The 11,442-nt window shown below is 66.0% G+C and carries 14 protein-coding genes and 1 pseudogene; 5 read left to right on the top strand and 10 right to left on the bottom strand.

The features are described 5' to 3' along the window. Positions 1-681: 681 nt before the first annotated feature. Complete coding sequence (locus tag BMZ69_RS30350) at positions 682-1,053, bottom strand: tripartite tricarboxylate transporter substrate-binding protein (protein WP_175507053.1); 372 nt, start codon at positions 1,051-1,053, stop codon at positions 682-684. Between the two features lie 166 nt (positions 1,054-1,219). Here BMZ69_RS30350 and BMZ69_RS30345 point away from each other — a divergent pair, with 166 nt between their 5' ends. From BMZ69_RS30345 to BMZ69_RS30325, 5 genes are all read left to right on the top strand, one after another. Then, a complete protein-coding gene (locus BMZ69_RS30345) occupies positions 1,220-1,960 on the top strand; it encodes a GntR family transcriptional regulator (RefSeq protein WP_175507052.1) in 741 nt (246 codons plus the stop codon). A 286-nt stretch (positions 1,961-2,246) separates the two neighbouring features. Continuing rightward, on the top strand, positions 2,247-2,645 hold the full coding sequence (locus BMZ69_RS30340) for a cupin domain-containing protein (RefSeq protein ID WP_092163745.1): 399 nt from the start codon (positions 2,247-2,249) through the stop codon (positions 2,643-2,645). A 25-nt stretch (positions 2,646-2,670) separates the two neighbouring features. Beyond that, entirely contained in the window at positions 2,671-3,726 is a 1,056-nt protein-coding gene (locus BMZ69_RS30335) for an Ldh family oxidoreductase (RefSeq protein ID WP_092163744.1), read from the top strand. 18 nt (positions 3,727-3,744) lie between these two features. Next, on the top strand, positions 3,745-4,143 hold the full coding sequence (locus BMZ69_RS30330; RefSeq protein ID WP_092163743.1) for a RidA family protein: 399 nt from the start codon (positions 3,745-3,747) through the stop codon (positions 4,141-4,143). 7 nt (positions 4,144-4,150) lie between these two features. Then, on the top strand, positions 4,151-5,050 hold the full coding sequence (locus tag BMZ69_RS30325; protein ID WP_092163742.1) for a fumarylacetoacetate hydrolase family protein: 900 nt from the start codon (positions 4,151-4,153) through the stop codon (positions 5,048-5,050). A 55-nt stretch (positions 5,051-5,105) separates the two neighbouring features. Here BMZ69_RS30325 and BMZ69_RS30320 read toward each other — a convergent pair whose 3' ends face one another. From BMZ69_RS30320 to BMZ69_RS30280, 9 genes and pseudogenes are all read right to left on the bottom strand, one after another. Next, positions 5,106-6,059 (bottom strand): amidohydrolase family protein, encoded by a 954-nt coding sequence (locus BMZ69_RS30320; RefSeq protein ID WP_092163741.1) that lies wholly within the window; start codon positions 6,057-6,059, stop codon positions 5,106-5,108. Then, entirely contained in the window at positions 6,056-6,619 is a 564-nt protein-coding gene (locus BMZ69_RS30315; protein WP_092163749.1) for an NADPH-dependent FMN reductase, read from the bottom strand. Before BMZ69_RS30315 ends, BMZ69_RS30320 begins: the two co-directional genes overlap by 4 nt. 11 nt (positions 6,620-6,630) lie before the next feature. Then, positions 6,631-7,401, bottom strand: coding sequence for an ABC transporter permease (locus BMZ69_RS30310; RefSeq protein WP_092163740.1), 771 nt, complete (start codon positions 7,399-7,401; stop codon positions 6,631-6,633). A gap of 10 nt (positions 7,402-7,411) precedes the next feature. Further along, entirely contained in the window at positions 7,412-8,224 is an 813-nt protein-coding gene (locus BMZ69_RS30305; RefSeq protein WP_244543626.1) for an ABC transporter ATP-binding protein, read from the bottom strand. After that, complete coding sequence (locus BMZ69_RS30300; RefSeq protein ID WP_175507051.1) at positions 8,221-9,222, bottom strand: ABC transporter substrate-binding protein; 1,002 nt, start codon at positions 9,220-9,222, stop codon at positions 8,221-8,223. The genes BMZ69_RS30305 and BMZ69_RS30300 overlap by 4 nt, the downstream gene beginning before the upstream one ends. A 96-nt stretch (positions 9,223-9,318) precedes the next feature. Beyond that, the gene (locus tag BMZ69_RS30295; RefSeq protein WP_092163738.1) at positions 9,319-9,963 is read right to left on the bottom strand and encodes a Bug family tripartite tricarboxylate transporter substrate binding protein; all 645 of its coding nucleotides are present in this window, start codon (positions 9,961-9,963) and stop codon (positions 9,319-9,321) included. Between the two features lie 321 nt (positions 9,964-10,284). Beyond that, on the bottom strand, positions 10,285-10,608 hold the full coding sequence (locus tag BMZ69_RS30285) for an AraC family ligand binding domain-containing protein (RefSeq protein WP_092163737.1): 324 nt from the start codon (positions 10,606-10,608) through the stop codon (positions 10,285-10,287). A 195-nt stretch (positions 10,609-10,803) separates the two neighbouring features. Continuing rightward, positions 10,804-11,013, bottom strand: a pseudogene (locus tag BMZ69_RS32295) (hypothetical protein); the annotation flags it as partial. Between the two features lie 78 nt (positions 11,014-11,091). Beyond that, a partial coding sequence (locus BMZ69_RS30280; RefSeq protein ID WP_139219312.1) for a formyltetrahydrofolate deformylase occupies positions 11,092-11,442 on the bottom strand: 351 nt, incomplete at its 5' end.

Here is an 11,442-nt window from a genome sequence, read left to right as displayed (position 1 = left end):
AGCATACGCAGTGACTCCGCCGCCTCGCGCCGATCGTCCGGCCGGTTCAAGGCTTCCGTCGACCCCGCGTTCCTCACGCAGATCACCGACGCGCTCGGCAACGGGGCAGGCGTATCCTCCGGAGCCGCCGCGAGCAGGCCAAACAGCCGATTACATCCTGGGATCGGCCTGCATGGCCGAGATAGGTGTCAGCGGAGCATCGCTGCCCCAGAGACCCGCTCGCCCGACCCGGAGCCCAACTTCGAATACTCTCTGCAGGTCGTGCGGTCGTAGCCGGTCCTTGGCATCGCAGGGAATTCCGCGGGGATGGCGACAAAACGCAGCTGCCCGTCGATCGACCTCTATCCGAACCGGAGAGAAAACGGCTGGAAGCCCGGCGGAGGCCTGCAGCACGTCGATCATGAGCTTCCTGCGCTCGGAATGTCCGCTCGCCGCTATCGCCGCAAGATCCCAGATCACCGGGCAGCCCAAACGTTCGCCGCAGGGCATTGGCGCAGGCGGCGCTACTCAGGCTTGAGATTGGCGGTTCGAACGACGCGTTCCATTTTTCGATCTCGGCCGTCTCCAGCTGCTTCATCTCGTCGGGGCCTGCCTCAAAGGGAGCGGCGCCGATTTGCGTGATCTTGTCTGCAATGGCCGGGTCCTTGAGGACGCGGGCAGTCTCTAGGGCGAGCCGGCTGGCTATGTCGGCCGGCGTCCGGCTCGGCACCCCAACGCGATCCACGAAGACGCTTCGAAGCCCGGGACCGTCTCGCCGATCGTCGGAACGTCCGACAATGTCGGCCAGCGCGCCGCCGTCGTCGCTCCGAGTGCTCGCAGCTGACCGGTTCGGATGAACTCCATCGAGGCCGGCAGGTTGTCGACGCCGACGCTGACGTGCCCCGCCAGAAGATCGTTCACCATGGGCGCGGAGCCGCGATAAGGCACATGCGGCATGTCCAGGCCGGCCATGCTCTTGAAAAGTTCGCCGCTGACATGCGAGCTCGAGCCGGTGCCGAACGAAGCGAGGTTGATCCGTCTCGCCTTCTTGCCGTTCACGCTCACTGCGGCCACAGGCAATAACCAGGCAGAGTATCGCCTACCACAACAAGGTTGGGCGTCGACCCCTTGGCGGCTGCGACTTTGCGCCCGGTTATCGGGATTTGCCCGCCTTTGGCTTCGACGATAAGGAATGGTCGGAACACAGGAATATCAACAGGCATATCTGCGGCACGGTGAGATGACGACAAAGGCGGGCGAGAGCGGGCAGAAGCGCCGTCCGGCGCAGCGTGGCAAGGGCAAGAAGGCGTCGCTGCCGCTGTCCGAGCAGGCCTATATCGCCATCAAGGATCGCATCATCACCCTGTTCTTCGCGCCCGGGCAGTATCTCAACGAAGCCTCGATCTGCGAGCAACTGGACATGGGCCGCACGCCCGTCCACCAGGCGCTGCAGCGGTTGCAGGCCGAAGGCCTCGTCGACGTGGTGCCGCGCAAGGGCGTGATCATCCAGCCGGACTCGATGGGGCAGGTTGTCGAGATTCTCGATGCGCGCCTGGTCGTCGAGCCCGAGATCGCGGCGCGCGCCGCGATGCACGCTCGGCCTGAGGACATCGCGGAGGCCCGGGCGGTTCTCGATCATCATCGTGACGATCCCCATGGCGGCGGCCGGATCGATGCCTTCGTCGAATGCGACCGCGCCTTCCATTCTCGGATCAGCGACATGTCCCAGTCGCGTATTCTCGGTGATTTCGCCAAGGCCCTGCACGAGCGTTCGACCCGCGCCTGGTATCTCCATCTCTGGCAGACGCTCGACACAGAAGCCTCGGATCGCCAGCATCGCGCCGTCCTCGACGCGATCGAGGCGCGCGATCCGCCGGCGGCCGCGGCCGCTATGCGCGATCATCTCAGCGGTCTGCGCGAACGGGTGGTCCTGCTGCAGCAGCATGCGCCCAGACGCGCATCGCCGCCGCTGTCCCGCTAGAGCATTTCCGCAATTCTTCGAATCGCGAGATTGCTCTAGGTCCCTGTTTTATCGCATTTTCTTCACGCGAACCGGTGTCCGCTTCGCTCGAAAACGCTCTAGACGCTCGTCAGCGTTCATGCCCGACAGAGTGCGCGTCTTCCGCCGCGCGCGGGCGCTCGACCTTGCCCACTCGGAAGACGCCCCTCAGAGAAATCCGGGGCGAAGCTGCTTTACGGCTTGCATTGGACATCATGTGAAATATCATGATGGACATAAGAGCGACGTTTTCGCAGAAGGGTTCACCATGCAGCTTCCCGCCGGCGCCCCGAGCCTCGATGAAATCCTGATCCAGACCAACGACGTGCCCTGGCGGGAAAAGTCCCTGAAAGGCGTGCATGAGAAGATGCTGTGGCGCGACGAGGCGACCGGCGCATCCGTCGCCCTGATCCGCTTCGAGAAGGGGGCCGGCATCCCGAAGCCGCACTCGCATGCCTCGAACCAGATGATGTTCTGCCTGTCGGGTCATTTCGAGTACACCGCGACCGGCGTCACGCTGAAGCCCGGCTGCTTCTACTGCAACCCGAAGGGCAATGTGCACGGCCCGAGCCTCGCCATCGAGGAGACGGTCGTGGTCGAGATCTATGACGGCCCGCACTACCCGCAGATGCCGTCCTGGTACACCGACGAGCGCGACGCACACTGATCTCCGCCGAGACTAGGTCCACACCATGACGAACTCCGGTTTCCAGCCGGCTTCCGCCTTGCGCGAGCTGGCCCAGACGCTGCTCGCGAAGCTCGGCGCTCCCGCCGAGCATGCGAGCCTGGTCGCACAGGCCCTGGTCGATGCCGACATCGAAGGGCTCGGCTCGCATGGGCTGATGCTGCTGCCGATGTATCTCGAGCGGATCGAGAAGGGCTCGGTCGATGCCGCAGCCCAGGGCGAGATCGTCATCGACGCCGGCGCGCGCGTCACGATCGACGCCAACAATGCACTCGGCCAGGTCACGGCCGAGCGAGCGTCCGCGCTCGCGATCGAGCGTGCCGGGGAACATGGCCTGGCGGCCATCGCCGTCCGCAACGCCTTCCATTTCGGTGCCGCCGGGCGGTTCGCCCGCAAGATCGCGCTCTCGGGCCAGATCGGCATCGTGATGGCCAATACTCGCCCGCTATTGCCCGCGCCGGGCGGGGCGGAGCGCGTCGTCGGCAACAACCCGCTCGCCATCGCCGTGCCGACTGGCGGCGAGCCGCTGGTGCTGGACCTCGCCATGAGCGCCGGCGCCATGGGCAAGATCAGGTTGGCCGAGAGCCGCGGCGAGCCGATCCCGGAGGGCTGGGCCGCGACAGCCGAGGGCCTCCCGACCACCGACGCCGCCGAGGCGATCAAGGGCATGCTGCTGCCGGCAGCCGGCGCCAAGGGCTTCGGCCTCGCCGTGATGGTCGACCTGCTTGCGGGCGGGTTGTCTGGCGGCGCCATCGGCGATGCCGTGCGCCCGCTCTATGGCGATCTCGCCCAGCCCTATGCCAGCGCCAATCTCTTCATTGCCATCGACATCGCCGGCTTTCGGCCGCTCGACGAGTTCGAGGAAGCGGCATCCGGCTTCGCCGGACGCATCCGCGGCTCGAAACCCGCGCCGGGTGGGGCGCCGATCCGCATGCCCGGCGACCGCGCCGCCAAGGCCCATCGCGATTTCGACGGCAATTGCCGCATCGCGCCGGCGACGCTCTCAGCCCTGCGTGCCGCTGCTGAGCGGCTCGGCGTTTCCGTCCCGTCTTCCCTGTCCTGATATCGAGGAGTTTTCACGATGGCCAAGCAACAGATCACCAGCGCCAAGCTGCGCCAGCCCAACGGCCATTTCTCGCAGGCGACCGCGATCGAGGCCCGCGGTCGCCTCGTGTTCCTCTCCGGCATGACCTCGCGCCGCGCCGACGGCACGATCGCCGGTATCGGCGACGTCTCCGAGCAGACCCGGCAGGTCTGCGAGAACCTGAAGGCTGCGGTCGAGGAGGCCGGCGGCACGCTCGACGACATCTGCCGCGTCGACGTCTATGTCCGCAACATGGAGCATTTCGACGCGATCCATAAGGTCCGGCGCGAATACTTCACCGGCATCGCGCCGGCCTCCACCATGGTCGAGATTTGCAAGATGACCTCGCCGGACTACCTGATCGAGATCAACGCCATCGCCGTCATTCCGGACTGAGCCGGCGATGCGCTACGTCAATCTGCGCCATGATGGCAGCGAGCGCCTCGGCCTCGTCGTCGACGATCAGGTTGTTCTGCTCGGCCCGGATGCCGGCGACCTCGTCGCCTTCATCGGCCTGCCGCCCAATGAGCGGCAGGCGCTGATCGTCGCCAGCCTCGACAAGGGCGCGCGCCTGCCGTTGGCGGGCGCGTCGCTCGCTGCACCGGTGCGCCGCTTCCGGCGCGACGTGCTCTGCACCGGCTGGAACTACTGGGACCATTTCGAGGAGAGCAGGGGCAAGCGCGAGGGGCAGGATGTCGACCGCCCGACAGCGCCGACCTTCTTCACGAAATCGCCCGATGTGATGATCGGCCCGCGGGACGACATCGCCTTCGATGCCCGCATCTCGGCGAAGTGGGACTATGAGGCCGAGATCGCGATCGTCATCGGCAAGGGTGGCCGCAGCATTCCGCGCGCGCGGGCACATGAACACATCTTCGGCCTCTGCCTCGCCAATGACGTCTCGCAGCGCGACCTGCAGCGTCGCCATGGCGGGCAATGGCTCAAGGGCAAGAGCATCGACGGCACCATGCCGCTCGGCCCCTATGTGGTGACGCCGGACGAGATCGACCTGCCCAAGGTCAGGCTGCAATGCCTGCTCAATGGCGAGCTGATGCAGAACGCGGTGGCGGCGCAGATGGCCTTCCCGGTCGACGAGCTCATCGCCGAGCTCTCCTTCGGCATGACGCTGCATCCGGGCGATGTACTGCTCACGGGCACGCCGAGCGGTATCGGCAATGCACGCGAGCCGCAGATCTTCCTCAAGGCGGGTGACGAGGTCGTGGTCCGGGCCGAAGGCCTGGGCGAATTGCGCAACCGCCTCGTCGAGCACGATCTCGCCGGAGACAGCGACGTCACGCCCTGACGGGGCTTCCATCAAGCAAAAGGGCCGGCTCTCGCGAGCCGGCCCATTTTTCATGTCAGCCCATCAGCTTGGTGGGATTGTCGCAGAAGATCGCCCGGCGCCGGCTCTCGCTGAGGCCCGCCAGCTGCTCATGTGGCTTGATCACGCCCATCGGGAACGGCCAGTCGGAGCCGAAGACGATCCGCTCCTCGCCGAACACCGAGGCCGCCAGATCGAGCAGCGTGTCGTCATGGGCAATGCAGTCGACGCAGAAGCGCCGCAGCGCCTTTGCCGGCGCCTCGACCGTCGTATCCACACCCGGTCGTCCCGTGCCGAAGCCGCGCTGCCAGCGCCCGGCCACAGCCGGCACGGTGCCGCCGGCATGTGCAAGGCAGATGGTGATGCGTGGATGCCGATCCAGAATGCCGGCGAAGACGAGATGGCCGGCCGCAACCGCCGTCTCGCTCGGATTGCCGAGCAGGTTGTGCAGATAGAACGGGTCGAGTCGCCCGTCGCAGCCTTCGCCGGGGTGCAGGAAGACGAAAGCCGAGACCTCGTCCAGCGCCTGCCAGAGCGGGGCGTAGCTGGCGTCCGACAGCATCAACCCCGGCTCACCGGTCGGCATGGAAAAGCGGGCTTCGGCACCCGCAGAGCGCTCGCGCACGATCCGGGCGGCGAGCTCGGGATGCGCCACCGGCAGATGGAAGAGTGGCGCCAGCCTGTCCGGATGCGCCGCGGCGATCGCCGCGAGCCCGTCATTGAGCAATTGCGCCCAAGCTTCGGCCTGCACCGCATCGAGCCCAGGGCGATAGGTCGGTGGCGGCGCCGAGATCCAGGCCCGCTCGACGCTCTGCTCGTCCATCCAGGCGATCAGCGTCTCCGGATGGAACAGCGCCTTGATACCGATCGAATGGCCATCGATGACGAGCTTCTCGGTCGCCTCGTCCCAGCTCACGCCGGGGGCGCTCGCGAGCGGCGCTCCGACCGGGATGAGATGGGCGTGGACGTCGAGGGCGATACGCTGAGTCATGCGGGAGCCATCGCAAAGCGCGCGACATGCGCGGAGAAGCGGGTGAGGAAGCCGTCGAGGAATTGCCGCGTCGCAGGGTCGGCGATCTCGCCTGACGCGTCGAACAAGCCCTCGCGCATCGCCATGCAGACCTCGGGCTGCGGCAGCACATGGACATCGAGATGAGAGAGGATGTTGCGCAGATGCTGCTGGGCCGGCGCCGTCCCGAGCGCGCCGCTCGCGAGGCCCGCGATCGCCGCCGGCTTGCCGCGCCATGAGTTGGCGCCATAGGGCCGCGAGGCCCAGTCGATGGCGTTCTTGAGCGCCGATGGCACCGAACGGTTGTATTCGGGCGAGACGATCAGCACGCCATCGGCGGCTTCGATCGCCTGCTTGAAGGCCAGCACCGCCGGCGGCAGTGCGCGGTCCATGTCGCGGTTGTAGAGCGGCAGCATGGCGAGATCGCCCTCTCGAAAATCGAAGCGATTGGCGCCGAGCCCTGCGAGCGCCGATGCCAGCCGGCGATTGATCGAGTCGCGGCTGAGCGAGCCGACGAGCAAAGCGATACGGGGCCTCGTCATACCATGGCCCATCAATGCCTGACTTCGCTGAACCAGGGCTTCAGCGCGATGTCGATGAAGGCGACGGCGGCGTAGAGCGCCATGCCGAGCACCGCCAGCGCCAGCAGCGCGGCGAAGGCGAGGGGCGTGTTCACCTGCGAGTTGGCGACGAGCAGGAGATTGCCGAGGCCTTCGTTCGAGCTGATGAACTCGCCGATCACCGCGCCGATGACGGCGAGCGTGATCGCAACCTTCGAGCCGGTGATGACGAAGGGAAGCGCGGCCGGGAACCTGATCTTCCAGAAGGTCTGCCAGCCGCTGGCGCGAACCGAAGCGGCAAGGTCGAGCATCTCCGTTGGTGTCGAGCGCAGGCCCGTCGCGGTGTCGACTACGATGGGGAAGAAGGCGACGAGCCAGGCGATGGCGAGCTTCGATTCGATGCCGGTGCCGAGCCAGACCAGGATCAGCGGGGCGAGCGCCACCTTGGGCAGGGCCTGCGTCGCGATCAGCAGCGGATAGAACATCAGGTTGAGCGTGCGCGACGAGGAAATCGCCACGGCGATCGGAATGCCGAGGAAGAAGGCGAGCAGGAAGCCGTAGACGCTTTCGAGCAGCGTCACGCGGCCCTCGGAGATGAGCAGCGGCAGATTGTTCACGGTCGCGTTCCAGACCGCGAGCGGCCGCGGCAGCACGGCCTGCGGCACGTCGAACAGGACGATGTAGCCCTGCCAGAGAACGAGCAGCAGCAGCAGGCCGAGGATCGGATAGGCGACCCGCGTGACGGCTTCGGAGGAGATTTTCATCGGCTTGTCGTCACGAGTGATGGAGGACGCCGAGCCCGGCGCCGGCGCGCCGCTCGTACTCGCGGAAGGCGGCCGTGTAGCGCAGCGCCGCTTCGCGCGGATAAGGCAGGTCGATCCTGATCCGGTCGGAGACGCGGCCCGGCCGAGCACTGAAGACCAGCACCTCGTCGGCGAGATAGACCGCTTCGGAGATCGAATGCGTCACGAACAGCACGGTCGCACCGGTCAGGCGCCGGATGTCGAGCAGCAATTCGTGCATTTCCATGCGGGTGAGCTCGTCAAGGGCGCCGAAGGGCTCGTCCATCAGGATGAGCGAGGGCGAATGGATCAGCGCACGGCAGAGCGCGACACGCTGCTTCATTCCGCCGGAAAGCTCGTGCGGACGGCTCTTCAGGAACTTGCCGAGCCCGACATGCTCCAGCAGCTCGACGGCGCGCGCCTTCGCCGCCGCGTCGAGCCGCCCCTTGATCTCCATCGGGAAGAGCACGTTCGAGAGCACGGTGCGCCAGGGCAGCAGGTTCGGGCTCTGGAAGACGAAGCCGAAATCATCCTGCGGCTCGGTGACCTCGCGGCCGCGGATGATGACGCTGCCGCCGCTCGGCTTGGTCAGCCCGGCCACCATCCGCAGCAAGGTGGTCTTGCCGCAGCCGCTGGGGCCGAGCAGGGCGACGAGCTCGGCCTTCCTCAGTTCATAGTCGACCTCGGAGAGCGCCACCATGGCGCTCTCTCCGGCTCCGAAGACCTTCCGGACGCCGACGAAGCGACCGTAGATGTCGGGTGCGTGCTCGGAAGCGCGCACCGCTTCTGCGGCGGATGCGGTCACGGCAGGACCGGGCTCGCGGGCAGCAGGCTGGAATCGTAGACGTCGTTCGCGGTCAGCTTCGCGCCGGGCAGGGTCTGGAGGATGAGCGAGACGGAGGCGGCCATCGCCTCGGCGTCGATCGCGCCCAGCCCCTTCTTCTGGGTGACCTCGGTCTTCACCAGCTCGCTCACGATCTCGATCTCCTCGAGAACGACATCCTTCTCCAGGCCCTTGTTGAGCTTGACGACGATATCGGCGGCTTCTTCGGGCTTGGCCATCGTGTCTTTCCAGCCTTTCAGCGAGGCGGCGATGAAGGCCTTGACCACGTCGGGCTTCGATTTGATCAGGTCCTCGCGCACGACGATGCCGTTGGAGTAGAGCACCAGCCCGTCATTGGCGAGGAGATAGGTGCGGGCATTCGACGAGCCGACCGCCTTGGCGACGCCAGGGCGCGTCATCACGAAGGTCTCGACCGACGGGATCTTCTTGGCGGCAAGCATGGCGACGCGGGCCGACGGATCGACATTGGTGAACTTGGCCGGCGTCTTGATGCCCTTCTGCGCCATGAAGGCTTCGATCACCTTCTGGGTGAAGCTGCCGGCACCGCTGCCGATCTCGAGCCCGGCGAGCTGGTCGGCCGAGCGGACATTGGCGCCGTCGCGCAGCGAAAAGATCGCATAGGGCGCCTTCTGGTAGATCACCGAGACCATTTTGGCGGTCGAGCCGCCATTGGCCCGCGCCGCGACGACGCCGGCGACGTCGGAGAAGGCGATCTGCGCGGTTCCGGCCTCGATCGCCTGGATCGCCTGCGCCGTTCCCTGGCCGGCGATGATGCTGACGTCGAGCCCGGCCTGCTTGTAGTAACCCTTGTCCAGCGCGACGAACCAGGCCGCATGACGCCCGAGCGCGCGGAAGTCGAGCGAGAAGGTGATCGGAGTCTGCGCCTGAGCCTGGGCGCTGGCAAGGCCGAGCGCAGCGACGAACGCTCCCGCAAGGCTGGCAATGGCGGTCTTCCTCATCCAGTGCATCGGCATTCCCCTCTTTCAGCGAGCATCAGCCCTTGGTCTGGAAGATGTCCGATCCACTGATATTTCTCAAGAGATATCTTTTGCGATTCACTCGATAGCGATGCCGGCCTTGGCGATGACCTCGCTCCAGATCCTGCGATCGCGCTCGATGCGTCCCGCGAGTTCCGCCGAGCCTGCCGCAGCGACCGTCACGCCCGCAGCCGTGAGCTTGGCGGAGGTGGCGGGCTGGGTCAGGACGCCGGTCACGGCCCGTTCAAGCTTCGCCAGCAGTTCGGGCGGCGTCGCCCTGGGCGCGAGCACGGCGAACCAGGCCGAGCTGTCGAAGCCGGGGATGGCCGCTTCCGCCACGGTCGGCACCTCCGGCAGCAAGGAAGAGCGGCTGGCCGAGGTGATGGCCAGCGCACGAAGCTGGCCGCCCCTGATGTGCTCGAGCACCGTGGGCAGGTTGTCGAACATCAGGTCGACCTGCCCGCCGACGAGGTCGGTTACCGCCTGGGCGCTGCCCTTGTAGGGAACGTGCACGAAGGAGATTCCGGTGGCGAGCCGGAACATCTCGGCGTTCATCTGGCCGTTCGACCCGATCCCCTGCGAGGCGTAGGTGAGGCCACCCGGCTTCGCCTTGGCAAGGGCGATCAGCTCGGCGAGGTCGCGCGCCGGCAGTCTGGGATTGACGACGACGACATTGGGGACCTGCCCGGTGACGCTGACGGGAAGGGTCGCGCTCCACGTCATAGGACAGTTTCTTGTACAGCAGCGGGTTGAGGGTCAGCGCGCTCGACGCGACGGCGAGCAGGGTATGCCCGTCGGGAGCTGATCTCGCCACGGCCGAGACGCCGATCGAGCCATTGGCGCCCGGCCGGTTTTCGATCAGCACCGGCTGCTTCCAGAGCTCGCTCAGTCCTTCGCCGAGCATACGGGCGATGATGTCGCTGGTGCCACCGGCCATATAGGGCGAGACGATCGTCACGGGACGGTTGGAAAGTCCCTGGGCTCGCGCGGCCGTTGTCACGAACGGCGCGAGGAGCGGCAGGGCGAGGAAGCTCCTGCGCTCGATCATGGCGTGTGGGGCGTCGCAGCCGGGGTCTTCAGCTCGATGAGCACGTTGCGATATTGCCAGGAACTGACGTTTTCCAGCTCGTGTGGAACGCCGGGCATGCGCCAGAGACAGACGCCCGGCTTCTCATCCGTCGCGATCTCGCGCCCGTCATCGAAGCGCATGATGTTCTTGCCGTCGGTCAACGGCACGATCAGATAGGGCAACTCGTGGACATGGCGCGACTGAATCTGGCCGGGCTCGAGCTCGACGAGCCACACCCTGACATGCTCGTTTTCCAGGACGATTCTATCCCCGATCGTCCCGATACCACTGGTTTTCATGTCAGAGTCCTCCACCTCAGCCGGCGCGTACGAGGGTCCGTCGGCACAACAAGGTTATAAAATCTCTTGTGAAATATTTGCAACGTGATCGCCGAATAACCGAGGCGGACATCGCCGCCCGTCTCCGCGAAGCCATCAGATTCGATCACCTGCTCGCTTTCCAGGTCGATCGACTGCAGCCCCCTGGAGAAGTCGTCAGGCGCGCCTAGAGAACCTGCCGTTTGCGCAACAATGCGACCTTTTTAGCCGAACGACGCGATCAGGAACGATCGAGGACCGATGCCGGAGGTCGACCTGCAATGTGAGCCTCTGGGCTGCCGCGGCGAAGTGGAATTCGTCTCTGGCGCCCTTCGGTCCGCGTAGTCGCAGCCGGTCGAGCCTTTGGATGCGCTCGAGATGGCGAAAAGTATCACGCTCGCAGCAACGACGACTTTTTCAACGATATCCGCGCGTGTGAGCTGCCAGCGCCATCTACGCTTCACGTCAGTGCGTGAAGACGACGGCCTTCTTGCCGTTGAGCAGCACGCGATCCTCAAGATGATAGCGCACGGCGCGGGCGAGCACGCGCCGCTCGATGTCGCGGCCCTTGCGGACGAGGTCGTCGGGCGTGTCGCGATGGCTGATGCGCTCGACGTCCTGCTCGATGATCGGCCCTTCGTCGAGATCGGAGGTGACGTAGTGCGCGGTCGCGCCGATCAGCTTCACCCCGCGCTCATGCGCCTGATGATAGGGCTTGGCGCCCTTGAAGCCCGGCAGGAACGAGTGGTGGATGTTGATGCAGCGCCCGGCGAGCTTGGCCGAGAGCCCGTCCGAGAGGATCTGCATATAGCGGGC

Origin of the sequence: Allobosea sp. CRIB-10, assembly GCF_900112185.1 — a bacterium.
Lineage (GTDB): Bacteria > Pseudomonadota > Alphaproteobacteria > Rhizobiales > Beijerinckiaceae > Allobosea.
The sequence above is the reverse complement of the archived record's forward strand: the minus strand, read 5'-3'. Positions and strand labels throughout refer to the sequence as shown.

Excerpts from the sequence above, each read along its gene's own strand:
- BMZ69_RS30345 (WP_175507052.1), top strand. The coding sequence starts at position 1,220 with ATGACGACAAAGGCGGGCGAGAGCGGGCAGAAGCGCCGTCCGGCGCAG.
- BMZ69_RS30340 (WP_092163745.1), top strand. The coding sequence starts at position 2,247 with ATGCAGCTTCCCGCCGGCGCCCCGAGCCTCGATGAAATCCTGATCCAG.
- BMZ69_RS30335 (WP_092163744.1), top strand. The coding sequence starts at position 2,671 with ATGACGAACTCCGGTTTCCAGCCGGCTTCCGCCTTGCGCGAGCTGGCC.
- BMZ69_RS30330 (WP_092163743.1), top strand. The coding sequence starts at position 3,745 with ATGGCCAAGCAACAGATCACCAGCGCCAAGCTGCGCCAGCCCAACGGC.
- BMZ69_RS30325 (WP_092163742.1), top strand. The coding sequence starts at position 4,151 with ATGCGCTACGTCAATCTGCGCCATGATGGCAGCGAGCGCCTCGGCCTC.
- BMZ69_RS30320 (WP_092163741.1), bottom strand. The coding sequence starts at position 6,059 with ATGACTCAGCGTATCGCCCTCGACGTCCACGCCCATCTCATCCCGGTC.
- BMZ69_RS30315 (WP_092163749.1), bottom strand. The coding sequence starts at position 6,619 with ATGACGAGGCCCCGTATCGCTTTGCTCGTCGGCTCGCTCAGCCGCGAC.
- BMZ69_RS30310 (WP_092163740.1), bottom strand. The coding sequence starts at position 7,401 with ATGAAAATCTCCTCCGAAGCCGTCACGCGGGTCGCCTATCCGATCCTC.
- BMZ69_RS30300 (WP_175507051.1), bottom strand. The coding sequence starts at position 9,222 with ATGAGGAAGACCGCCATTGCCAGCCTTGCGGGAGCGTTCGTCGCTGCG.
- BMZ69_RS30295 (WP_092163738.1), bottom strand. The coding sequence starts at position 9,963 with ATGACGTGGAGCGCGACCCTTCCCGTCAGCGTCACCGGGCAGGTCCCC.
- BMZ69_RS30285 (WP_092163737.1), bottom strand. The coding sequence starts at position 10,608 with ATGAAAACCAGTGGTATCGGGACGATCGGGGATAGAATCGTCCTGGAA.